Here is a 20,741-nt window from a genome sequence, read left to right as displayed (position 1 = left end):
GGGGCGTGAGCGAGGCGTGGGAACGAACACTGCGCGGGGCGATCACCGGCGAGGTCGATACCGCTCCTCGGCGGCGTGCCGAGTACTCCTCGGATGCCTCCAATTATCGGGTGCTGCCCCGCGCTGTGGTTTTTCCTCGCGATGCCGCCGATGTGAGCGCCACGTTGGACCTGGCGCGCGCCGAGGGGCTGACGGTGACCGCGCGCGGCGCGGGAACCTCGGTCGCGGGCAATGCCATCGGACCGGGCCTGGTGCTGGATTTCTCCCGCCACATGAACGCGATCCTCGAGGTGCACCCGGAACGACGGACAGCCCGGGTGCAGCCCGGTGTGGTGCTGGCCGCGCTGCAACGGCGGGCCGGGGCGCACGGGCTGCGGCTGGGGCCGGATCCGTCCACCCAGAACCGTTGCACGCTGGGCGGGATGATCGGCAACAATGCGTGCGGACCGCACGCCGTGGCCTGGGGACGCACCTCGGATACCGTGCGGGAGTTACGGATTCTGGACGGGCGTGGCGTCGAGCGGGTGCTGGGCGATGATCTCACCGTCATCCCCGGACTCGCGGATTTCACCCGCGCGCACCTGGCGCTGATCCGTACCGAGCTGGGCCGGTTCGAGCGGCAGGCGTCGGGTTACGCGCTGGAACATCTACTGCCGGAACGCGGTTCGTCGGTGGCGCGGGCCTTCGTCGGTACCGAAGGCACCTGCGGGTTGCTGCTGGAGGCCACCGTGGAGCTGGTGCCCGTGCCCGCCGCGACGGTGCTGGTGGTGCTCGGATACCCCGATATGCCCACGGCCGCAGACGATATCGCCGTCGTCACGGCCGTCGGCCCGCTCGCGGTGGAGGGTATGGACGCGCGTCTGGTCGAGGTGGTGCGCACCCATCGCGGGTCGGTGCCCGGCCTGCCGCGCGGCGGCGGCTGGCTACTCGTCGAAATCGACGGCGACACCGCCGAAGCGGCACAGGAGAAGGCGGAACTGCTGCGCGCGAGTGCGCATGCCCTGGATTCCCGCCTGGTCACGGACCGGGCGGAGGCGCAGGCACTGTGGGCCATTCGCGCCGACGGCGCGGGCCTGGCGGGTCGCACCCCGGACGGTCATCCGGCCTGGCCGGGCTGGGAGGACGCGGCGGTGCCGCCGGACCGGCTGGGTGACTACCTGCGCGACTTCGCCGACCTCACCCGTGAACACGGCGTGGACGGCCTGTTGTACGGCCATTTCGCCGACGGCTGCATCCATGTCCGTCTGGATCTGCCGATAGCCGATGCGCCGCAACGTTTCCGGGCCTTCCTCGAGGACGCCGCGCGCCAGGTGGTGAAGTTCGGCGGCTCCCTGTCGGGCGAGCACGGCGACGGCCGGGCCCGCTCGGAACTGTTGCGGCACATGTACTCCCAGCAGGCGCTGGACGCCTTCGCCGAGTTCAAGGCCCTCTTCGATCCCGGCGATGTCCTCAATCCCGGCGTCCTCGTGCATCCGCGACCCGTCGACGCCGACCTGCGCGTGGCGGGCGTGCGTCCGCTGCCCTCGACCGGCGGTTTCGTCTTCCCCGAAGACGGCGACCTGTCCACGGCCGTGCACCGCTGCGTCGGTGTCGGCAAGTGCCGCGCCGACACCGGCGCGGCCGGCGGTTTCATGTGCCCCTCGTATCTGGCCACCGCCGATGAGAAGGACAGCACGCGGGGTCGCGCCCGCGTGCTGCAGGAGGTCGTGCGGGGCGCGCTCGATCCGCGCTCCGACGCCGTCGCCGAATCGCTGGATCTGTGCCTGTCCTGCAAGGCATGTCGCTCCGACTGCCCCGCCGGGGTCGACATGGCCACCTATAAATCCGAGACGCTCTACCGCCGCTACCGGCGCAGGCTCCGCCCGATCGACCACTACACTCTGGGCGGCCTGCCGCGCTGGCTCGGTCCGGCGACCCGGCTGCCGCGGTTGGCAAATGCCCTGAGCTCCTTCGCCCCGCTGCGCAAACTGGGGCTGCGGGCGACGGGCATGGACCCTCGTCGCGAGGTGCCGCGCCTGGCAGCCGAGAGTTTCCGGCGTTCGGCGCGGGTGGCGACCGGCGGCGGGACCGGTGTATTGCTGTGGCTCGACACCTTCACCGACGCCTTCGATCCCGAGATCGCCGGTGCCGCCGTGGAATTGATCGAATCGCTGGGCCACCGGGTGACCATCCCGGACCAGCGGGTGTGCTGCGGCCTGACCTGGATCAGTACCGGGCAGTTGGATGCCGCGCGAAAGCGGCTGCGCGCCACCATAGACGCGCTCGACATCCACGTCCGCGCGGGCGGCGTGGTGCTCGGCCTGGAGCCGTCGTGCACGGCCACCCTGCGGGAGGATCTCCCGCGCCTGCTGCCGGACGACCCGCGCGCCGCCGCCGTGGCGGCCGCGATCGTCACCCTGGCCGAATTCCTCGAGACCCAGTCCGATTGGCGGCCGCCGGACCGCACCGGTCGGACCGTCCTGGTCCAGCCGCACTGTCATCAGCATGCCGTGCTCGGTTTCGAGGCCGACCGTCGAATTCTGCGGAGCACCGGCGCGACAGTGACCGAAATATCCGGATGCTGTGGACTTGCCGGAAATTTCGGCATGCAGCGCGGCCACTACGACGTCTCGGTCGCCGTGGCCGAGAACGGACTGTTGCCGGCGCTCCGGGGGGCACCGGAGGATGCGATCCTGCTCGCCGACGGATTCTCCTGCCGCACCCAAGCAGCGCAGCTCGCCGGGTATTCCTCCCGGCACCTCGCCCAGTTCCTGCTGGACGCCCCCGCCCCGTGAAATCGAAGGGCACCTGCCCCATCCGGTATGGATGTGGGGCAGGTGCCCTTCCCTCATCTATCAATGCCGAACATTTGCCGATCGAGCAGATGATCGGCGTCCTCGCTCGTCGCGTTACCAAATAGAATGGCGCGGTGACTTCAGCGCCCCCCGCACCGACCAGTGCGGTGTCCGGTGCGCGGAGTCGGACGCTATCCAGCGAGCGTCCGATCGATCTGGCCGCCACCATCTCTCCGCTGCGTCGCGGATTCGGTGATCCCTGTCACCGTGAAACCCCGGACGGCGCGCACTGGCACGCCTCCCGCATGCCGTCGGGCGAGGTCACCTTCCGCCTCCGGCAGGCCGACCGGCACACCGTCGAGACGCGTGCCTGGGGTGCGGGCGCGGAGGAGTTCCTGGAGCGGTTGCCCGCCATGCTGTGCCTGGACGAGGACGTCAGCGACTTCACCCCCGAGCATCCGAAGGTGGCCGAGGCGCACCGCCGCAATCCGGGGCTGCGCATGCTGCGCACCGGTCTGGTGTGGGAGGCGCTGGTCCCGGCGGTGCTGGAACAGAAGGTGCACACCCGCACCGCGCACGAGTCCTGGCGGAAGCTGGTGTGGCGCTACGGAACCCCCGCACCCGGCCCGGTCCCGCAGGGCCTGCGGGTGATGCCGGACGCGGAGACCTGGCGGCACATTCCGTCCTGGGTCTACCACCGCGCCAATGTGGAGCCGCAGCGTTCGAAAACCATTGTGCTGGCGGCTCGTATCGCCCCGAAGCTGGAGCAGGCGGCCGAGCTCGGCCCCGAGGAGGCGGCGCAACGGCTGCGCACCGTGCCCGGCATCGGGGTGTGGACGGCCGCCGAGATCGCGCAGCGCGCCTTCGGTGACGCGGATGCGCTGTCGGTGGGCGATTTTCATCTCGCCGCGACCGTCGGCTGGACCCTGCTGGGCAAGCCGATCGACGACGACGCCATGGTCGAATACCTCGAACCCCTGCGTCCGCATCGGTATCGGGCCGTCCGGCTGCTCGGGCTGGCCGGTTTCGCGCACAAGCCGAAGTTCGGCCCGCGCACGCCTTACACCGATCACAGCCGGATCTGAACGCGCCTCACTGCTGGGTGAGCGCCGCGTTGCCCTCCCGCTGGGCGCGGGCCAGCGCGTCGGGCACCGGCAGACGACCCAGATACATCTCGTCGAGGATCGGCAGGATCGCCTGCAACGCGGCCGGGAATCCCGGCCCGCCGCCCGCCGCGATCTCGTTGCCGCGCAACACATCGAAGAACGGTGACACGTCGATGCCGTGCGCGGTCCAGTAATCGCGGTACACCTGCTGGTCGGACACCACCGCCGGAATCGTCGCCCCCGCCGTGCCGAGATAGCGATTGCCCGCGGCGCTACCCAGCCAGGCCAGCACCCGCCGTACCGCCTCCGGGTGCGCGGAGGCCGCATTCCCGGCGACCCCGATGGCATTGTTCGCGCTCACCCGCCCGGCCGGGCCCGCGGGAATCATGGCCACCCGCCATCGGAATCCGGCTTGCTTCGCGATCGCGGCCAGGTTGAACGTGCCCGACTGGAACAGCGCCATGCGGCCCTGCAGGAAGGCGTTCTTGGCGAAATCGGCGCTGGCACTGCTGGTATCGGCGGCCGAGGGTGAGAGCCGGTCGGTGACCAGTCCCACCGTGTAGCCGAAGGCCTCGCGTCCCTGCGGGGAGTCGAAGTCGAATCGGCCGTCGCGTTGCAGCTGCCCGCCCGCCGAGCCCAGATACGGCAGCGTGATGGACTGAAAGTCGTTGGCGGCGTTGTAGGGCCACGCCGACACGGTCGCCAGCCGCCGCAGGAGCGGCCGGAAGGTGTCCTGCTCGGGATCGGGACTCCAGCGTGCCGCCGCGAGCTCCGCCGGATCGACACCGGCCTGTCCGAGCAGATCCAGATTGACGTAGACCGCGGTCCCGCCGTCCACGAATTGCGGTACCGCCCACAGCTTTCCGTCGCGGGTGTACTGCCGCACGGCTTGCGGATCCCACCCTTCCGCCGCCTGCGGTCCCAGCGTCGCCCCGATGTCCATGAGGTGCCCGCTGTCGGCGTAGTCCTCGTAGAGGTTGGTCCAGAACAGGTCGTCGGCGACCCCGCCCGCCACATCCAGCCGCAGCTTCTGCTGATAGGAGGCCCACGGCACCAGCGTGATCCGCACCTCCACATCCGGGTTGGCACGTTCGAACTCGTCGAGCGAGGCCCGGTAGGCGGAGACGAAGCTCTGATCCCAGATCCGCAGGCGTAGCACCGTGCGCCCGCCGCTCTCGGCATCGCGCCCGAGCCACAGGGCGGCTGCCACCAGCAGCACGGCGACCAGCGCGATTCCGAGTACGGCCCGCGTCGCATCCTTGGTGGGCGCCATCTTGATCCGCATTCCTGTCATTTCAGCCCCGTGACCGCGACGGACCGCAGCACCTGCCGCTGGGCTGCCACGAACAGCACCACCAGCGGTGCGATGGCCAGCGTGGTGGCGGCCATGATCAGCGTCCACTGCGCGCTGTACTGCGTCTGCAGATTCGCGGTGGCCACGGTCAATACCTGCCACTTCGCCCCGGACGCGGCGACGAGCGGCCACATGAAACTGTTCCACTGCGACACCACGGTGATGATCGTGAGCGTGGCCAGGATCGGTCGGCTCATCGGGACCACCACGCTCACCAGGATGTCGAGGGTGGAGGCCCCGTCCACCCGCGCGGCGTCGATGATCTCCCCCGGTATCGCCCGGAAGTACTGGCGCAGCAGGAAAATCGCGTACGGCGACCCGAACAGGAACGGCAGCACCAACGCCCAGAACGTATTGAGCCAGCCCAGTTTCGCGAACATCAGATACAGCGGGACCAATGTGACCGCACTCGGCACCATCATGGTGCCGAGATAGACCCAGAACAGCACGTCGCGTCCGGGAAAGTCGGTGCGCGCGAACGCGTATGCGGCCATGATCGACACCAGTAGTTGTCCACCGGTGATGCACACGGTCATCAGCGCCGTCACCAGCACCGCACGGCCGAGCCCCTGGTCCAGCACCGTCCGGAAGTTGCCGAGCGTGGCGGGATGCGGTGCGGCCAAGGCGGATTCGTTCGCGAACTGCGCGGGCCTCTTCACCGCCGTCATCGCGCTCAACACCAGCGGCGCGACCGTCACCAGCGCGCCGAGTACCAGTACCGCATAGGCCGCCGCGGCCCGCAGCGATCGTTCAGTACTCATAGCTGGTCCGATCCCGGAAGTACCGATGCTGTGCCACCGTGATCACGAACATGACCGCGAACACCACCACAGCCATGACCGCCGCCCGGCCCGGATGGGCGGCCTCGAATGCCTCCGAATAGATCCGCATGCCAACCACATCCGTGCGGTGGTCCGGCCCACCCCCGGTGAGCGCATACACCACATCGAAGGTCTGGAAGACGCTCAATACCCCGGTGACCAGCACGAAGAACATGGTCGGCCGGAGCAGCGGCAGCATCAGCCAGCGGGTCCGCCGCCACCCGGTGGCCCCGTCCAGCGCCCCCGCGTCGAGGATCTCGCCCGGTATGGCCCGGATGCCCGCGACGAAGAACAGGGCCACGTATCCGACATTCATCCACACGATCACCGACGCCACCGCCGGTAGCGCGAGCGTGGGCGAGCTCAGCCACTCCACCCGCCGCCCCAGCAGTGCGTTCAGGGCCCCGCCCGTGGGCGCGAAGATCCACTGCCACACCACGCCCACCACCACCGGCGCACACATCCACGGCAGTGCGTAGACCACCCGCAGCACGGTGCTGCCCGCCCCGCGCCGGGCCACCAGCGCGGCCACCGTGAATCCCAGCGCGGTCTGCACCGGCACCACGATCGCGGTCAGCGCCAGCGTCACCAGAATCGAGTGCCCGAACTGCCGGTCGCTCAGCACCGATCGCCAGTTGTCCCAACCGCTGAAGGTGATGGGCCCCAGCAGGTTCCAGCTGTGCACGCTGAGCCACAGCACCACCGCGACGGGCAGCAGCAGGAAGCCGCCCACCCCGATCAGGCTGGGCAGCAGCAGGGCATAGCCGACCGCGGCCGGTCTGCGTCTCGCCGTGTTCACGATCGGCGACGCTACCGGCGCGGTCCCGCCGGGCGTCCGACCCACGCCCGATCTGCCCGATATTGTGCTGTGCCCGACGCGATTTCGGTGCTGCCCTCCACCCGGTGCGCGGGCCTGGCGCATGATAGTTTCAGCCGCGCTCGTTCATAGCGTTACCGGCGGGGCTGGCCACGACAGGGCAGGGGCAGGCGTCGATGAGAATCAAGCCACGGGAACAGATCCTCAGTGTCTGGCGGTCGCTGCTGACCGCGTGTTATCAGGATGACGACTGGGTCTGGGGCGGGCGCAACGGCTCGAACTCGATCAGCGACGCCGAACAGCTGTTGTGCCTGCTGTATCCGGCCACCGAGATCGACGGGTTCGGGCTGGAACGGCCGGACGAGATCGCCGACGACATCCGCGCGGTGCTCTCCCCGCTGGGCGACAGCGGCCTGCGCATCGGCGAGCGCGTGGTGTGGCTGCTCGAGCAGTACATCGAACGCCACACCGAGGGGGAAGCCGGCACCCCCGACGAACTGCCGATCTTCGCCGCGGGCAGCTACCTGGCCTCCTCCGACGGCCGCGAACCGACCGCCGACCAGCGCGGGCTGGATGTCGTCGACTCCTACTCCATGTCGCTGACCCTGTGCCTGGCCGCACTGAAGTTCCTGCGCGGCTTCCGCGGTCCGGTCGCCGAGCTGGCGGTGGGCCGCCGCACCCGCCTCGCGGTGGAGGTGCTGCCGCGCATCGAGGCGCTCGACGCCCGCGTCAATGTCCGGCTCACCGCCGCCATGGTCGGCCTGATCCGCAGCTTCGTGGTGAACACCGTCTCCCCGAAGTCCGAGGCGGGCCTGGCGATGCTGTCCATGCTCAATCAGACCGGCGGTCCCACCGAGTCGGTGGTGCACGCGGTGCAGCAGCGGCTGGACCGGGTCCGGATCCGGCTCCGCAACGACGCCACCCTCAGCCAGGTCGAGGGCGTGGATCTCGACAGCGAGGACATGCTGTTCGAATGCGGTTGGAGCTGGGCCATCGTGCGCAAGGCCGCGGCCATCGACTTCGTGGACATGGCCATCGCCGATCAGACCGGCTACGCCATCGCCCGGCCCTACCTGCACTTCACGGTGGTGGCGCTGGACGGCATCAACGACCTCACCTCGACGCGCACCCGCGAACTCGACCTGCTCAACGGTCAGCAGCGCCGCCTGGCCGAGGCGCTGCAGTTGCGCTGGGATCTGGCGCAGCGCTACTGGGCGGCGGTGGCGCGCTTCGGATCCGGGCGCTGGCCGCTCGAGGACATTCCCTGGCGCACCTCCGACGGCGAGGAGTCGGACTACTTCAGTCTCGTCGTATCCGCGGTGCTCATGCAGGATCTGCTCAATCGCGAGGCCAATGACGACGACCTGGACCGGGCCGCAACGATTTTCGACGAACTGGCCCGGCGCGGCCGGATCATCCGCCGCTTCACCGAGGACGATCCCGCCCGCATCATGCACACCCCGGGCGTGAGCCTGCGGCTGCTGGGCAGCGAGGAACTCGACGGTCCGTTGCTGCTGTGGACCGTATCCGATTACGCCACCGTGCTTTTGAAGCGCACGCTGCAGGCCGCCCGGCTCTCGGGCACGGTCGAGACCCGCGATCAGCTGATGGCGCTGGCCCAGGCGACCATGGACCATCTGGATCTGCGCGCCTTCCGTGCGGGCCCGGCCACCGGTCTCTGGGACGACCCCAGCCGCATCTTCGGAACCGCCGAGAACCCCTTGCCCTCTTGGTATCTCACGGAGCGGGTGGTCGAATGCATGGTGACCGCGGCCCGCATGTACCGGGAACCGCCGCTGCGTTCGCCGACCTCGGTGACCCGCGCCATGGAACTGCTGATGGAGGCCGAGCACCTGCTCAACCGGGAGATGCTGGAGCTCAGTGAGGCCGACGTATCCGCGGGCCGCACCGCCCTGGTACTGGCCGAACAGCGCCTGGAACGGGCCCGCGAGCTGATCGACGAACGTCCGGGCACCGCGGTGAGTCTCGCCTCGCAGGCCCTGCTGGAACTGGACGAGCTCTCCTACGCCCGCTTCGACGCCACCAGGAGTGTGTGACCGTGCTCGTGTTCTCCGCCTCCGACAAGGGTGGCACCGGCCGCTCGGTCACCAGCTGCAATATGGCGTACTGGCTGAGCATGAAGGGATACAAGGTCGCCTATCTGGACTTCGATTTCGGATCGCCCACGGCCGGTGGCACTTTCGAGATCAGCCGGATCGACAACGGGGTGCGCGACGGTTCCGGACTGCACGCGTTCCTGCTCGACGAGAACGGGACGCCCGCCCGGCTCAGCGTGCGCTCGGAGACCGATCGCCTGGAGCTCAGTCGCTCCCGGCATCCCTCGGGCCGGTTGGTGCTGTTTCCGGGTGACCTCGGCGGTTCGGAATTCACCACACTCGACGATTGGATGATCGACCGCTGCGCGGCCCTGTTCGTCACGTGCGAGCAGGAATTCGACATCACGTTCGTGGATCTGAGCGCCGGACGCTCGATCGCGCTGGCGCTGGCGCTGAGCGCGACCAAGCGGCCGCAGCTGTCGCAGGCGGTGTGCCGGTGGCTCATCTTCCATCGCTGGACGCGCCAGCACATCGCCGCCGCCCGCGGCCTGGTGTACGACGAGAACGGCGTGCTGGCCACCGGCGAGGTGTGGGGTCACGACCGAACCGAGCTGATGACCGCGCTGCGTTTCGTCCGCACCGCCGTGCCGGAACTCAACGCCGCAACCGGATTGCGCCCGGCGCAGGCCGCGTGGCTGCAGGAACAGCACAACACCCTGACCCGCGCGGCGAACCGGCACGGCATGGGCGAGAGCGGGATACTCGGGACGATCCCGGTGGAACCGATGCTGCAGTGCCGGGAACAGGTGATCCTTGATGTGGACGTGGCCGCGCATGTGGCCAATGCCGCGACCGTGGCGGCGTTCCGGGAACTGACCGAGAAGCTCGTGAACGACGCCGTCTGGGAACAGGTGGAGGTGCGCAGATGAGTTCCGCGACCGACTACAGCGAGGCCGGTGAGCGCAGCCGGGTGGAGGGGCAGCCGCTGTCGCATCTGTCCATCGAGGTCGGCCACTTCTATATGGACGAGCTCGTCAACGGCGTCGACCGCATCCACGCGCAATTGCGCAAGGTGGCCCCGATCGTCAAGGCCCAGCGGGCCGCGGCCGTCGCGGAATTCGGCGAAGGCGCCCGGGTCAGCACGTGTTTCCTGGTCGACGACTATTTCTGGTCCAGAACCGGGAGCAACCGGGAGTCCCGTCCGGGGGCCGAACCCGAGGCGATTCTCACCAAGCTGCTCGATGCGGCGAAGGAATGTGACGTCCCCATCGACTATCTGGCGCGCGAGGCCGGATGCGCCGAGGTGCCGATGTTCCGGGACGGCGAGCCGATCGGTGAGCCGATCCGGTTGGCGGAGATGATGTCCGCCCGGATCGTCGCGGAGCCCGAGCGCGACGGCACCGGCCGCCGCCCGCCCACGGTGGAGTCCGGCTGGCTGTGCAATGGCCGCCGCTCCTCGGAATACGATGCGGGACAGGCGATGCAGCGAGCACGCTATCGGCCGCCGGAGGAGTTCGGTGCCCGCAATCACTCGATCTTCCTGGATGTGCAGCTGTGGAGCCGGCCACCCGAGGGCGTGGCGGGCGCGCAGGCGGACCGGATTCTGTGGTCGTGTCCGTTCCTCGCCTCGATCTGGCAGTTGTTGCGGCTGGGCATGATTCGCAATGAGGGCGCGGTGGTGGCCGCGCCGATGCCGTGGAACGACCCGTGGCCCAGCGAATGGTCGCGGTTGCCGGCGGTGGTGCAGTTGAATCCGGCGGCCAAACCCTTCGCGGCGTACCGGGCGTTGTCGGTGCTGCCCTACAGCTATCTGGGCATCGAGCACGCGGTGCGGGTGATTCTCGACCATCTGCAGTTGGATGAGGATGTGCAGGCCAAACTGGTGGAACGCGGTGCGAACGAGCGCAATCCGGTGACGGTGCCGTGGCCTGCCACCCGGCGGCTGAACCATCTCTTCCTCGGGGATGTCTGAGGTGACACGGCATGGGTGATCCGCTGGTGCTGCTGGGGGAGGTGCGCACCGCACTGTTGCCGAACTCGGGGGGATTGGCGGCGCGCGAGGCCGCGGCGGTGTTGTCGCTGCTGCCCGGGCGACGGGTATCGATGCGGGAACGTCCGCTGCCGCTGGCGATCTCGCCGACCTCGGCGGTCGGTGTGGACTGCAAGCTGGCCACGGCCTCACAGAAGGAGACCCGCGCGGTCGGAACGGTGGCCGCGCATGCCTTGCTGGTGGGCGGCCGGGTGGTGCAGAGTTCCGCCTGCTCGACCCTGGTGCGCACCTCGGACAAGGATCGGCGGCCCTGGTCGCACTATCTGACCCGGGTCGGGACGCTGGAGGTCTGGCACCGGATGACCGACGACGCCTCGGCGGCAGTCGATCTCACCGCGGGATTTCTCGAGAAGTCCGGCCGCAACACCTTGGATCTGGGTTCGATCAGCGACCGGCTGCTGACCCGGGTCCGGACCGATCGGCGACTGGATCAGCAACCGCCGGTGCGTTCGGGGGCGACACGCCTGCGCTGGGCCGCCCGGGTGGCGCCGCCACTGGGCGGCAGTGTGCGCGGGCGGGCCTTCATCTCGCTCCGATTGGAGGACGAAACCACAAGGTCGGTACTGATTCTCGTGCCGACCGTCCGGGATCTCGAAGTGGTGCAACGCTTCTGCGAGGACCTCGCCGTCCACGACTGGCTGCTGTCCATGCTCGGCGCGGCCCTCTCGGACGCCGACCGGCCCTCGGCCGAACGGGATACCGCCGAGCAGCTGGCCCCGCTGCTCGAACAACTCGTGCACCTGTGGATGCCGGGCGCGCACACCTCGTCGCGGATGGGCGATCTGTGGGAGCGGCTGGAGAAGGATCCGGGCTTCACCCGGCAGTGGACCGCGCAGGTCGGCCAGTTGCGCGACCGGCTGGCGGTGGCGACCCTGGAAGCCTTGCGCAGCTCCAAGATCAGCACCATCCAGTGGTGAGCCCGCGTACTCAGAGCCGGAACCAGCGCCGCACCAGCAGTGCGAAGAACACCGACATGGTGACCGCGCCCAGATAGCTCTCGATCACGAAGATCGCCCGACCACCGACCAGCAGATTCTCGGTATCGCCGACACCCAGCGGATTGAGATAGTTCATCAGCACCTGGAAGACGGTGACCGCCGGTGGCTGGTCGGAGCGCAACAGCACGGCCACGACGAAGACCAGCAGTTGCACGGCGACGAACCAGAGCATGCGGAAGGGCCGATACCCGTAGCCGCAGATCAGGTCCGGAATCCAGCCGCCGATTCGCTTCCAGCTCACCGGCTGCGCGAGCCGCCGGGCGCGGGCCTGCGCGAGGCCGCAGCGGTCCTCGGCATCGGGATCCTCGTCGATCCGATAGAGACTGCCCGCCCGCCGATAGGCGAGTACCGCGTGCGCGGGCAGCCCGGCCTGCACCAGGGGCGGCCCCAGCCGCTCGTAGACCTCGGCCAGCAGCCGATTCTGGGTGCGGCTCAGGCGCAGTGGACCGCGGAACTCCACCTCGGCCGCAATGAGGGCCGCCAGGAGGACGTTCACCGCCATCGGTGTCGACGTGCTGGTGGCGGTGTGCGTGAGCAGTGGGGCGTAGATGCCGGTGAACACGAGACTGTCACCGGCCCTGCGGATTCCGGGTGGATCGTAGGTCTCCACCACGGCCTCGGTGTGCAGGGTGAACAGATCCAACAACGGCGTCTCGGTCGTGCGACGCCGCTGGCGGTGCTCCAGCTCGAGGAATTCGGTGACGCTGTCGGCGTAGGTGTCGGCGCGCCGTCGGATGCGGGTGCTCATGTCCTCCACGAACTTCGACGGAGGCGGGCGTTTCTCGAGCATGATCAATGATAGATCCTGTGCACCAGCACATCTCGTGGCTCATCGGGCCCGAAGTAGGCGGGTTCGTGGTGTTCCCAGACGAATCCGACTTCTTTGTAGAGCCGGTAGGCGGCCCGATTGGCGGGGTTCACGGTCAGGAAGATCTGCTCGACCGCGCTCCGGCGGCAGTGCGCGAGAGCGGCTTCCAGCAGCGCCCGGCCGAAGCCGCGGCTGCGGCATTCCGGTGCGACGGCAAACCCGAGAAACCATGCGGTACGTTCGCCGCCGAGGGCGGTGAGCACGTAACCGCAGACCCGCCCGGACTCTTCAGCAACCGTCCAGTTTGCTCCGTGTAGCTCGAAGAGCTGTCGCAGAACGAAATACGGATAGGAGGTGTGGCCGAAGACGGTCACCTCCAGGCCGCGGATCGCGTCCAGATCCGATACGGACGCCGTCCGACAGGTAGGCGCGTCCGGTTGTTCGAAGGCCAACAACGGTGTTCCCCTCCACCCCGGGCACTGCGCATTCGGGAGAAAGCGCAGTGAATTCCAGAGTAGGCGTCACACCGGATCTTGGGTGCGGTTCGGCCCGCCCGCCGTCTGTGGAGCGGGAGGGCCGAACCGCGCTGCTGCACGCGATGGGGACTTCGCCACCGCAACCCGGAGGTTAGGCGCGGGGCGATCGAAAGCGCTGTGCGGCAGCGTTTATCGCGACCGGGGGCCTTCCCCGGGCCACCCCCGGTCGCGAAACCTTGTTGGTGCGGGATAGTGCGGAACGAGCGTCGAGAGCCAGCCACAGCAGCCGGAACACGACCCGATCGCAGCCTGTCCGTATCACCGCCGGCCCGGTCATGGCAGGGCGCGCTCGTCGAGCACGCACCGTCCTTCCTCGACCAGGGTCGCCCGCGCGCGGCGGCGCACCTTGCAGGTTGCCACCGTGCAATCGAGGTGCAATTGCATTGCCGCGTGGGCTTGTTCGGCGCTCATCACCCCCGGATCCCGGCGGCAGCGCGACAGGACTGCGATGTGCATATTCAGGGACGTCAGTTGCATGTCCAGACCACTCCTACTTCCCGCGGTTCCTGAAGTGCCCGGAGATTCAGGAAAGGAAAGGGGCCTAGCTACACCACTCCGGGCACACATCTAGCACACCACGAGCAGACGCCAAGCGGGCGAATTTCGACAAGGAGAACGCAAAATTGCGCGAATTCCCAGCAGCGAATCCACCTGGGGGAGGACGATTCTCCATAGTGGACGAGGCCCGCCCCTGGTAACGGGCCCCGATCCACTCAGTCGATCCAGCCGCCAACCCCGATCCATGCCCGCGACCGCGAATGGAGCGTGTTGTGTCAGAAGGTCCCGCGTCCTCCACCCTGCCCCGCCGCCAGCTCGGTCGCTATCTGCGCGACTGGCGCATCCAGGCAGGACTCACCATCGCCGAGGCGGCGAAACTGATGGAGTGGGGCGCGAGCACGTTACAGCGGCTCGAGAAGGGCAATGCCGATCGCATCCGCACCATCGACATCCAGGAGCTGTGCCGGATATACGGCATTCCGGCCGAAATCGCCGAGGGGCTCAAGGGTTTGGCGCAGCAGGCGGCGGTCAAGAGCTGGTGGCACTCCTACGGCGATCTGATTCCGGAGAACTTCGACGTCTACGTGGGACTGGAGGCATCCGCGCAGCAGTTGTCCTGCTACCAATCGGAATTGGTGCCGGGCCTGCTGCAGACCGCCGACTACGCAAGGGCCCTGAACCGGCTCGGATATCCGGAAGAGACGGTGGCGGAGGTGGATCGGCGGGTTCAGCTGCGCATGCAGCGCCAGGCCATGATCACCCGCCGCACCCGGCCGGCACAGGTCGCCATGGTGTTGCACGAATCGGTATTGCGCCGCCTGGTGGGAGGTGCAAGGGTGATGGCGGCGCAGGTGCGGCACTTGGCGGAACTGAGCACCCGGCCCAATGTCGGCCTGCGTATCCTGCCCTTCGCCGCCGGTGTCCCACTGGGACTTTCGACCGGTCCGTTCGTGATTCTGGAGTTCGGAACCGATGGCAAGGGGCAGCCGGTGGAGCCCCCGGTGGTCTATGTGGAGGGGTTCACCGGCGATCTGTATCTCGAGAGACAGGGCGATGTGCAGCGCTATCGCCGGGCGCAAGACGGCCTGCAAGGCTGCGCGCTGGACGTCCAGGACAGTAGAAACCTGCTCAGACAGGTGGCGAAGGAGTATTCGGCATGAGTGTGGAGCTTCCCGGGGCCCGCTGGTTCAAGAGCAGCCGCAGCGGGGCCGGTAAGGAATGCGTCGAAGTGGCATTCCTGTCCGCGGACCGAGTGGGTGTGCGGGACAGCAAGAATCCGCAGGGCCCCGCGCTGGTGTTCGGTGCGGCGGAATGGCGATCGTTCACCGCGGGCATCGAAAACGGTGCATTCGAAGGGTGATTCACTGAACGGAGGGTTCACGGGCCCCGCCCCGTGAACCCTCTCTCTCAGAGGATTGCGACGACCCCGATGGCGACGGCGGCCACGAGCACGCCGATCGCCAAGGCGGGTATCAAAGCGCCGGTCAGTACGTATACGCCCATCGCCGATACCGCGAAGAGCATCCCAACGATCAGCCGTTCGACCCAGTCATGGGGACCCATTTTCCGGTACCGGGGAGGTGCATTCTTCAGTCCTCGGTCCACGAATAGTTGGATACCCATGCTTAGCCGCCGCAAACATACTTCCGTTGTAGAACGGCGGCCGTTTCGTGATCTTCCCAGCTAGTACCGTGTGATCTTCCCAGCTATCGCCGGAACAGCTTGTTGCCCAGCCAGACGATGGGATCGTATTTCCTGTCCACGACCCGTTCCTTGAGCGGGATCAGGGCATTGTCGGTGATCTTGATGTGCTCCGGGCAAACCTCTGTGCAGCACTTGGTGATATTGCACAGGCCCAGGCCCGCGTCCTCCTGCGCCAGATCACGACGGTCACCCACATCGAGGGGATGCATTTCGAGTTCGGCAATACGCATCAGGTATCGCGGACCGGAGAAAGCCTGCTTGTTCTCCTCGTGATCGCGCACCACGTGACAGGTGTTCTGGCACAGGAAGCATTCGATGCACTTGCGGAATTCCTGCGACCGTTCCACATCGGTCTGCTGCATCCGGTACTCGCCCGGTTTCAGATCCATCGGCGGCGTGAAGGACGGGACTTCGCGGGCCTTCTTGTAATTGAAGGAAACGTCCGTGACCAGGTCGCGAATGATGGGGAAGGTGCGCATCGGCGTCACCGTCACCACTTCTTCCGGGGTGAAGGTCGACATGCGTGTCATGCACAGCAGCCGCGGCCGGCCATTGACCTCCGCCGAGCACGAACCGCACTTGCCCGCCTTGCAGTTCCAGCGCACCGCCAGGTCCGGGGCCTGGGTGGCCTGCAGCCGGTGGATGATGTCGAGCACCACCTCGCCCTCGTTCACCAGCACGGTGAAGTCCTGCAGCCCGCCGCCCTCGATGTCGCCACGCCACACCTTGAACTTCGCGTCGTAACCCATGGTTATTCCGCCTTTCCTGCGTCGTCTCGCAGCGCCGCGAGATCCGCGTCGGCGTAGTACTTTTCGAGCTCGCCCAGGTCGAACAGCCGCAGCAGGTCCTCCCGCATGGGCACCTGGGCCTCGGGCGTCACCGTCACCGACGGCACCGAGAAGCCGACCTGATCCGCGTCGATCGTGCAGACCAGCAACTTGTTGCGCCACAACGGATCCATGCCCGGATGGTCGTCACGGGTGTGGCCGCCGCGGCTCTCGGTCCGCAGCAGCGCGCCCTGCGCAACGCACTCGCTGATCAGCAGCATGTTGCGCATGTCCAGGGCGAGATGCCAGCCCGGGTTGAACTGCCGGTGCCCCTCCACCACGACGTGGTCGTAGCGGTCACGCAGTTCCGAGAGCTTCTCGATGGCCTGCTTCAGCTCGTGTTCCTTGCGGATGATGCCGACCAGGTCGTTCATCGTCTGCTGCAGGTCCATGTGCAGGGTGTAGGGGTTCTCCCCCGGGCCGCCCTCGGTGGGCGGATCGAACGGTGTCACAGCCGCTTTCGCGGCGGCGGCCAGATCCTCGTCGGAGATCTTGGGCCGCCCGGCCAGCTGCTCGACGTAGCTCGCCGCGCCCAGACCGGCGCGACGGCCGAACACCAGCAGATCCGACAGCGAGTTGCCGCCCAGCCGGTTGGATCCGTGCAGACCGCCCGCGCACTCACCGGCCGCGAAAAGGCCGGGGACCGTGGCCGCCTGGGTGTCCGGGTCGACCTCGATGCCGCCCATGACGTAATGGCAGGTCGGCCCGACCTCCATCGGCTCCTTCGTAATGTCCACGTCCGCCAGCTCTTTGAACTGGTGGTGCATGGACGGCAGCCGCTTGACGATCTGATCGGCGGGCAGCCGGGAGGCGATATCGAGGTACACGCCACCGTGCTCGGTGCCGCGCCCGGCCTTCACCTCTTCATTGATGGCGCGCGCGACCTCGTCGCGCGGCAGCAGATCCGGTGTGCGCCGGGCGGAGTCGTTGTCCTTCAACCACTGATCCGCCTCCTCGATGGATTCGGCGTACTGCCCCTTGAAGACCGGCGGGATGTAGTCGAACATGAACCGCTTGCCCTCGGAGTTCTTGAGCACTCCACCGTCACCGCGCACGCCCTCGGTGACCAGGATGCCCTTCACCGACGGCGGCCAGACCATGCCGGTCGGATGGAACTGCAGGAACTCCATATTGATCAGCGAGGCTCCGGCGCGCAGTGCCAGCGCGTGGCCGTCACCGGTGTACTCCCAGGAGTTCGAGGTCACCTTGTAGGACTTGCCGACACCGCCGGTCGCGATGACCACCGCGGGCGTCTCGAACAGGATGAAACGCCCGGACTCGCGCCAGTATCCGAAGGCCCCGGAGATGGCGTCGCCGTCCTTGAGCAGTTCGGTGATGGTGCATTCGGCGAAGATCTTGATCCGCGCCTCGTAGTCCCCGGTGGCCGCGAAGTCCTCCTGCTGCAGCGAGACGATCTTCTGCTGCATGGTGCGGATGATCTCGAGCCCGGTGCGGTCGCCGACGTGCGCCAGCCGCGGATAGGTGTGGCCGCCGAAGTTGCGCTGGCTGATCCGGCCGTCGGCGGTCCGATCGAACAGCGCCCCATAGGTTTCCAGCTCCCACACCCGGTCGGGGGCCTCCTGCGCGTGCAGTTCGGCCATGCGCCAGTTGTTGAGGAACTTGCCGCCGCGCATGGTGTCCTTGAAATGGGTCTGCCAACTGTCCTTCTCGTTGGCATTGCCCATGGCGGCCGCGCAGCCGCCCTCGGCCATGACGGTGTGCGCCTTGCCGAACAGGGATTTGCAGACCACCGCCACGGACAGACCGTGTTCACGGGCCTCGATGACCGCACGCAGGCCGGCACCGCCGGCACCGATCACGACGACGTCGTACTTGTGCCGCTCGACTTCTGGCATGGACCGAACACTCCTGGGAGAGAAGAGGAATAGAGGACGTCAGCCGATGAGGCGAGGATCGTGGATGGTTCCACTCGCGACCAACATGACGTAGAAATCGGTGAGCATCAGCGTGCAGAGGGTGGTCCACGCCAGCTGCATGTGCCGCGTGTTCAGCTTCGACACCACGGTCCAGAAGCGGTAGCGCACGGGATGCTGCGAGAAGTGCTTCAACCGTCCGCCCGCGATGTGGCGGCAGGAGTGGCACGAGAGCGTGTAGGCCCACAGCAGCACCGCGTTGGCGGTGATGATGAAGGTGCCCAGGCCGATACCGAAGCCGCTCTTGCCGTGGAAGGAGATCACCGCGTCATAGGTGTTGATCACCGAGATGATGACCGCGACATAGAAGAAGTAGCGGTGCGCGTTCTGGATGATCAGCGGAAGCTTGGTCTCACCACTGTATTTCGCGTGCGGCTCGGCCACCGCGCAGGCGGGCGGCGACATCCACACCGACCGGTAGTAGGCCTTGCGGTAGTAGTAGCAGGTCAACCGGAACAGCAGCAGGAACGGCAGCACCAGGAAGCCCAGCGGGATCCACATCGGCAGATGGCCGATCGGCGTACCGAAGTGCGTGGAGCCCTCGACACAGGAGGCGCTCAGGCAGGGCGAATAGAACGGTGTCAGATAGTGGAAGTCCGGTACCCAATACGCCGCGCGCACAAAGGATCTGATGGTCGCGTAGATGACGAACGTCGCCAGTCCCGCCACCGTCGCGGCCGGCGGTACCCACCACCGGTCGGTGCGGAGCGTGCGTGCCGCGATGGCGGCCCGGCCCCTCGAGAAAACCCCGGTTGTGCTCGATTCAGAAGCCTTGACTGGTGCGGCGCTCACTGCTGGATGCCTCGCTGCTCTACCCCGTGGAACGTCATCGTTACCTCCGGCATCGAATGTGATGGTGAGCACCTTACGACAGGGGCGCTATCACTCGAGCTCGCAACAGCTATTTCGCGAGCCCGTGATTTGCGCCACATTTCCTGCGTCGACCAGCGTTTCGTTTGCTCGGTGAACAAACGGCAATCACTCGAACTCGGCGGCATTTCAGAAAGATTCAGATTTCGGACATTGTGCAGCTCCGGCCGCTCGCATTTTCCGGTTACACACCGTCACACGGCAGCAACAACCGTGTGGTGGCCTGTCCCCTGAGCTAGACCGTCCCCGCCGCGGGGCAGCCGGTGCTGAGGTTCGAAGGGAGCCGGTGATGAGACGAGCCGCGATCGTGATGCCGATGCGCACCCCCGTGGGGCTACCGGGCGGAGCCCTGTCCGAGGTCCCCCCGCACCGCTTGATCGCCACGGTTCTCACCGCCGTGCTGGGTCGTTCCGGCCTGGACCCGCTGCGCGTCGAACAGGTGGTCACGGCCGTCCCCGACCCCGAATCCGTGACCGCCGCACTGCCACTCGCGGGCCTGTCCCCGACGCTCGGCGACTTCGCCGTCGGCCCCGGCCCCGGCGGTGGGCTGCGCGCCCTCATCACCGCCACCATGATGGTGAATACCGGCGCGGCCGATGTGGTACTGGTCGTGGGCGCCGAATATGCCAGTGGCACAAGGCGTCCCGTACCCCGGCCGCCCGCCCCGGCATCCCGCGACGCGGACGACGACACCCTCACCACCGACGAGCATGTGGCGCTCTGGGCGACGGCGGAACCCGGCCGCGGCCACCGGGAGTGGCAGGCCGCCGACCGGCTCGGCGACCATTACGGCCTCACCCGCGCCGATGTCGACAACTATGCCGCCGCCAGCCACCGCCGCGCGGCCCGCGCCCGGCGACAGGGCATCTTCGGCGCGGAGACCGCGCCGGTGGTGGTGTGCGCCGACCCCCACGACGTGAATTCTCCTGTGCGGCAACTGGTCGACCGCGACGAGGGCCTGCGCGACGACGTCTCACCCCGGGCCTTCGCGGCGTTGGCGCCCTTCCATGCCGCCGGCGTCACCACGGTCGGCAACAGCAGCGTTCGCACGCTCGCCGCCTCGGCCTGCCTGGTCATCGCCGAGGACCGGCTGGCGGATCTGGGGCTGGAACCGATGGCCTATCTGGTCGGCTGGGCCACCGCCGCCGCCGAACCCGGCGCGCCCGTCCCGGCCGCCACCCCGGCGGTAGCACAGGCGTTGTGGCGCAGCGGTTTCGATCTCGCCGACCTGGATCTGCTGGAGGTCGAGGAGACCAGCGCCGCGGATGTGCTGGCCCTGGCTCACACCCTCGGCCTCGAGGAACGCGAACTGCTCAATGTGCACGGCGGCGCGATCGCCCTCGGCGATCCCGGTGGCGCGTCGGCGCTGCGCATGGTCACCACCATGCTGCACGAATTGTCACGTCGCGACGGCGGTCTCGGACTCGCCGTCACGCCGACCGGCCCCGGTCGTTCGCTGGCCGCCGTCTTCGAGTCGCCGAATCTGGAGCCTGTCAGCCAGGCTCCGCTCGGCGCACGCTTCCGTGGCGCCGGCTCGAAACGTTCCGGCCGCCACCGCAATCGAAGCTGAAACTCGGGGTTGGTTAC

General features: G+C 67.8%; 19 protein-coding genes. 9 read left to right on the top strand and 10 right to left on the bottom strand.

Features of this window, described 5'->3' with window-relative positions; translation table 11 throughout:
- Window positions 1-5: 5 nt before the first annotated feature.
- Together ACFXHA_RS20675 and ACFXHA_RS20670 are read left to right on the top strand one after the other, a co-directional pair.
- Window positions 6-2,774, top strand: a complete 2,769-nt coding sequence (locus tag ACFXHA_RS20675) for an FAD-binding and (Fe-S)-binding domain-containing protein (RefSeq protein ID WP_379359012.1) — start codon at window positions 6-8, stop codon at window positions 2,772-2,774.
- 134 nt (window positions 2,775-2,908) lie between these two features.
- A complete protein-coding gene (locus ACFXHA_RS20670; protein ID WP_379359010.1) occupies window positions 2,909-3,859 on the top strand; it encodes a DNA-3-methyladenine glycosylase family protein in 951 nt (316 codons plus the stop codon).
- Window positions 3,860-3,866: 7 nt separating this feature from the next.
- On the opposite strand, the gene ACFXHA_RS20665 is transcribed toward ACFXHA_RS20670, so the two are convergent.
- The 3 genes from ACFXHA_RS20665 to ACFXHA_RS20655 are packed head-to-tail and all read right to left on the bottom strand — an operon-like array spanning window position 3,867 to window position 6,854.
- Window positions 3,867-5,153 carry an ABC transporter substrate-binding protein gene (locus ACFXHA_RS20665; protein WP_379359617.1) on the bottom strand — a complete coding sequence of 429 codons (1,287 nt, stop codon included), beginning with the start codon at window positions 5,151-5,153 and terminating at the stop codon, window positions 3,867-3,869.
- A 17-nt stretch (window positions 5,154-5,170) separates the two neighbouring features.
- Window positions 5,171-5,995: a carbohydrate ABC transporter permease gene (locus ACFXHA_RS20660; RefSeq protein ID WP_379359008.1), complete on the bottom strand. Its 825-nt coding sequence runs from the start codon at window positions 5,993-5,995 to the stop codon at window positions 5,171-5,173.
- Entirely contained in the window at window positions 5,985-6,854 is an 870-nt protein-coding gene (locus tag ACFXHA_RS20655) for a carbohydrate ABC transporter permease (protein ID WP_379359006.1), read from the bottom strand. The genes ACFXHA_RS20660 and ACFXHA_RS20655 overlap by 11 nt, the downstream gene beginning before the upstream one ends.
- Before the next feature lie 194 nt (window positions 6,855-7,048).
- Between ACFXHA_RS20655 and ACFXHA_RS20650 the strand changes: the two genes are divergently transcribed.
- The 4 genes from ACFXHA_RS20650 to ACFXHA_RS20635 are packed head-to-tail and all read left to right on the top strand — an operon-like array spanning window position 7,049 to window position 11,896.
- The gene (locus tag ACFXHA_RS20650; protein WP_379359004.1) at window positions 7,049-8,929 is read left to right on the top strand and encodes an SCO2524 family protein; all 1,881 of its coding nucleotides are present in this window, start codon (window positions 7,049-7,051) and stop codon (window positions 8,927-8,929) included.
- Window positions 8,926-9,858: an SCO2523 family variant P-loop protein gene (locus ACFXHA_RS20645; RefSeq protein WP_379359002.1), complete on the top strand. Its 933-nt coding sequence runs from the start codon at window positions 8,926-8,928 to the stop codon at window positions 9,856-9,858. Before ACFXHA_RS20650 ends, ACFXHA_RS20645 begins: the two co-directional genes overlap by 4 nt.
- Window positions 9,855-10,901, top strand: coding sequence for an SCO2522 family protein (locus tag ACFXHA_RS20640; protein ID WP_379359000.1), 1,047 nt, complete (start codon window positions 9,855-9,857; stop codon window positions 10,899-10,901). The genes ACFXHA_RS20645 and ACFXHA_RS20640 overlap by 4 nt, the downstream gene beginning before the upstream one ends.
- Window positions 10,902-10,912: 11 nt before the next feature.
- A complete protein-coding gene (locus tag ACFXHA_RS20635) occupies window positions 10,913-11,896 on the top strand; it encodes an SCO2521 family protein (RefSeq protein ID WP_379358998.1) in 984 nt (327 codons plus the stop codon).
- Window positions 11,897-11,906: 10 nt separating this feature from the next.
- On the opposite strand, the gene ACFXHA_RS20630 is transcribed toward ACFXHA_RS20635, so the two are convergent.
- From ACFXHA_RS20630 to ACFXHA_RS20620, 3 genes are all read right to left on the bottom strand, one after another.
- Window positions 11,907-12,767 (bottom strand): hypothetical protein, encoded by an 861-nt coding sequence (locus ACFXHA_RS20630; RefSeq protein ID WP_379358996.1) that lies wholly within the window; start codon window positions 12,765-12,767, stop codon window positions 11,907-11,909.
- A gap of 2 nt (window positions 12,768-12,769) precedes the next feature.
- Entirely contained in the window at window positions 12,770-13,240 is a 471-nt protein-coding gene (locus ACFXHA_RS20625) for a GNAT family N-acetyltransferase (RefSeq protein WP_379358994.1), read from the bottom strand.
- Window positions 13,241-13,594: 354 nt separating this feature from the next.
- Window positions 13,595-13,798, bottom strand: a complete 204-nt coding sequence (locus tag ACFXHA_RS20620; protein WP_379358992.1) for a hypothetical protein — start codon at window positions 13,796-13,798, stop codon at window positions 13,595-13,597.
- Between the two features lie 293 nt (window positions 13,799-14,091).
- On the opposite strand from ACFXHA_RS20620, the gene ACFXHA_RS20615 reads away from it, so the two are divergent.
- Together ACFXHA_RS20615 and ACFXHA_RS20610 are read left to right on the top strand one after the other, a co-directional pair.
- A complete protein-coding gene (locus ACFXHA_RS20615; protein WP_379358990.1) occupies window positions 14,092-14,979 on the top strand; it encodes a helix-turn-helix domain-containing protein in 888 nt (295 codons plus the stop codon).
- Window positions 14,976-15,179, top strand: coding sequence for a DUF397 domain-containing protein (locus ACFXHA_RS20610; RefSeq protein ID WP_379358988.1), 204 nt, complete (start codon window positions 14,976-14,978; stop codon window positions 15,177-15,179). The genes ACFXHA_RS20615 and ACFXHA_RS20610 overlap by 4 nt, the downstream gene beginning before the upstream one ends.
- Window positions 15,180-15,226: 47 nt before the next feature.
- Here the strand turns inward: ACFXHA_RS20610 and ACFXHA_RS20605 are convergent, their stop codons facing one another.
- From ACFXHA_RS20605 to ACFXHA_RS20590, 4 genes are all read right to left on the bottom strand, one after another.
- A complete protein-coding gene (locus ACFXHA_RS20605) occupies window positions 15,227-15,382 on the bottom strand; it encodes a hypothetical protein (protein WP_379358986.1) in 156 nt (51 codons plus the stop codon).
- A 143-nt stretch (window positions 15,383-15,525) separates the two neighbouring features.
- Window positions 15,526-16,272, bottom strand: coding sequence for a succinate dehydrogenase/fumarate reductase iron-sulfur subunit (locus ACFXHA_RS20600; RefSeq protein WP_379358984.1), 747 nt, complete (start codon window positions 16,270-16,272; stop codon window positions 15,526-15,528).
- A gap of 2 nt (window positions 16,273-16,274) precedes the next feature.
- Window positions 16,275-18,206: a fumarate reductase/succinate dehydrogenase flavoprotein subunit gene (locus ACFXHA_RS20595; protein WP_379358982.1), complete on the bottom strand. Its 1,932-nt coding sequence runs from the start codon at window positions 18,204-18,206 to the stop codon at window positions 16,275-16,277.
- Between the two features lie 39 nt (window positions 18,207-18,245).
- The gene (locus tag ACFXHA_RS20590) at window positions 18,246-19,076 is read right to left on the bottom strand and encodes a hypothetical protein (protein WP_379358980.1); all 831 of its coding nucleotides are present in this window, start codon (window positions 19,074-19,076) and stop codon (window positions 18,246-18,248) included.
- 367 nt (window positions 19,077-19,443) lie between these two features.
- Here ACFXHA_RS20590 and ACFXHA_RS20585 point away from each other — a divergent pair, with 367 nt between their 5' ends.
- Window positions 19,444-20,724, top strand: coding sequence for an acetyl-CoA acetyltransferase (locus ACFXHA_RS20585; protein WP_379358978.1), 1,281 nt, complete (start codon window positions 19,444-19,446; stop codon window positions 20,722-20,724).
- Window positions 20,725-20,741 lie beyond the last annotated feature (17 nt).

The sequence above is a fragment of the Nocardia sp. NPDC059240 genome (genome assembly GCF_042753865.1).
Taxonomy (GTDB): domain Bacteria; phylum Actinomycetota; class Actinomycetes; order Mycobacteriales; family Mycobacteriaceae; genus Nocardia.
The sequence above is the reverse complement of the archived record's forward strand: the minus strand, read 5'-3'. Positions and strand labels throughout refer to the sequence as shown.

Excerpts from the sequence above, each read along its gene's own strand:
- ACFXHA_RS20640 (WP_379359000.1), top strand. The coding sequence starts at position 9,855 with ATGAGTTCCGCGACCGACTACAGCGAGGCCGGTGAGCGCAGCCGGGTG.
- ACFXHA_RS20600 (WP_379358984.1), bottom strand. The coding sequence starts at position 16,272 with ATGGGTTACGACGCGAAGTTCAAGGTGTGGCGTGGCGACATCGAGGGC.
- ACFXHA_RS20605 (WP_379358986.1), bottom strand. The coding sequence starts at position 15,382 with ATGGGTCCCCATGACTGGGTCGAACGGCTGATCGTTGGGATGCTCTTC.
- ACFXHA_RS20620 (WP_379358992.1), bottom strand. The coding sequence starts at position 13,798 with ATGCAACTGACGTCCCTGAATATGCACATCGCAGTCCTGTCGCGCTGC.
- ACFXHA_RS20595 (WP_379358982.1), bottom strand. The coding sequence starts at position 18,206 with ATGCCAGAAGTCGAGCGGCACAAGTACGACGTCGTCGTGATCGGTGCC.
- ACFXHA_RS20635 (WP_379358998.1), top strand. The coding sequence starts at position 10,913 with ATGGGTGATCCGCTGGTGCTGCTGGGGGAGGTGCGCACCGCACTGTTG.
- ACFXHA_RS20585 (WP_379358978.1), top strand. The coding sequence starts at position 19,444 with ATGAGACGAGCCGCGATCGTGATGCCGATGCGCACCCCCGTGGGGCTA.
- ACFXHA_RS20660 (WP_379359008.1), bottom strand. The coding sequence starts at position 5,995 with ATGAGTACTGAACGATCGCTGCGGGCCGCGGCGGCCTATGCGGTACTG.
- ACFXHA_RS20665 (WP_379359617.1), bottom strand. The coding sequence starts at position 5,153 with ATGGCGCCCACCAAGGATGCGACGCGGGCCGTACTCGGAATCGCGCTG.
- ACFXHA_RS20630 (WP_379358996.1), bottom strand. The coding sequence starts at position 12,767 with ATGCTCGAGAAACGCCCGCCTCCGTCGAAGTTCGTGGAGGACATGAGC.
- ACFXHA_RS20610 (WP_379358988.1), top strand. The coding sequence starts at position 14,976 with ATGAGTGTGGAGCTTCCCGGGGCCCGCTGGTTCAAGAGCAGCCGCAGC.
- ACFXHA_RS20650 (WP_379359004.1), top strand. The coding sequence starts at position 7,049 with ATGAGAATCAAGCCACGGGAACAGATCCTCAGTGTCTGGCGGTCGCTG.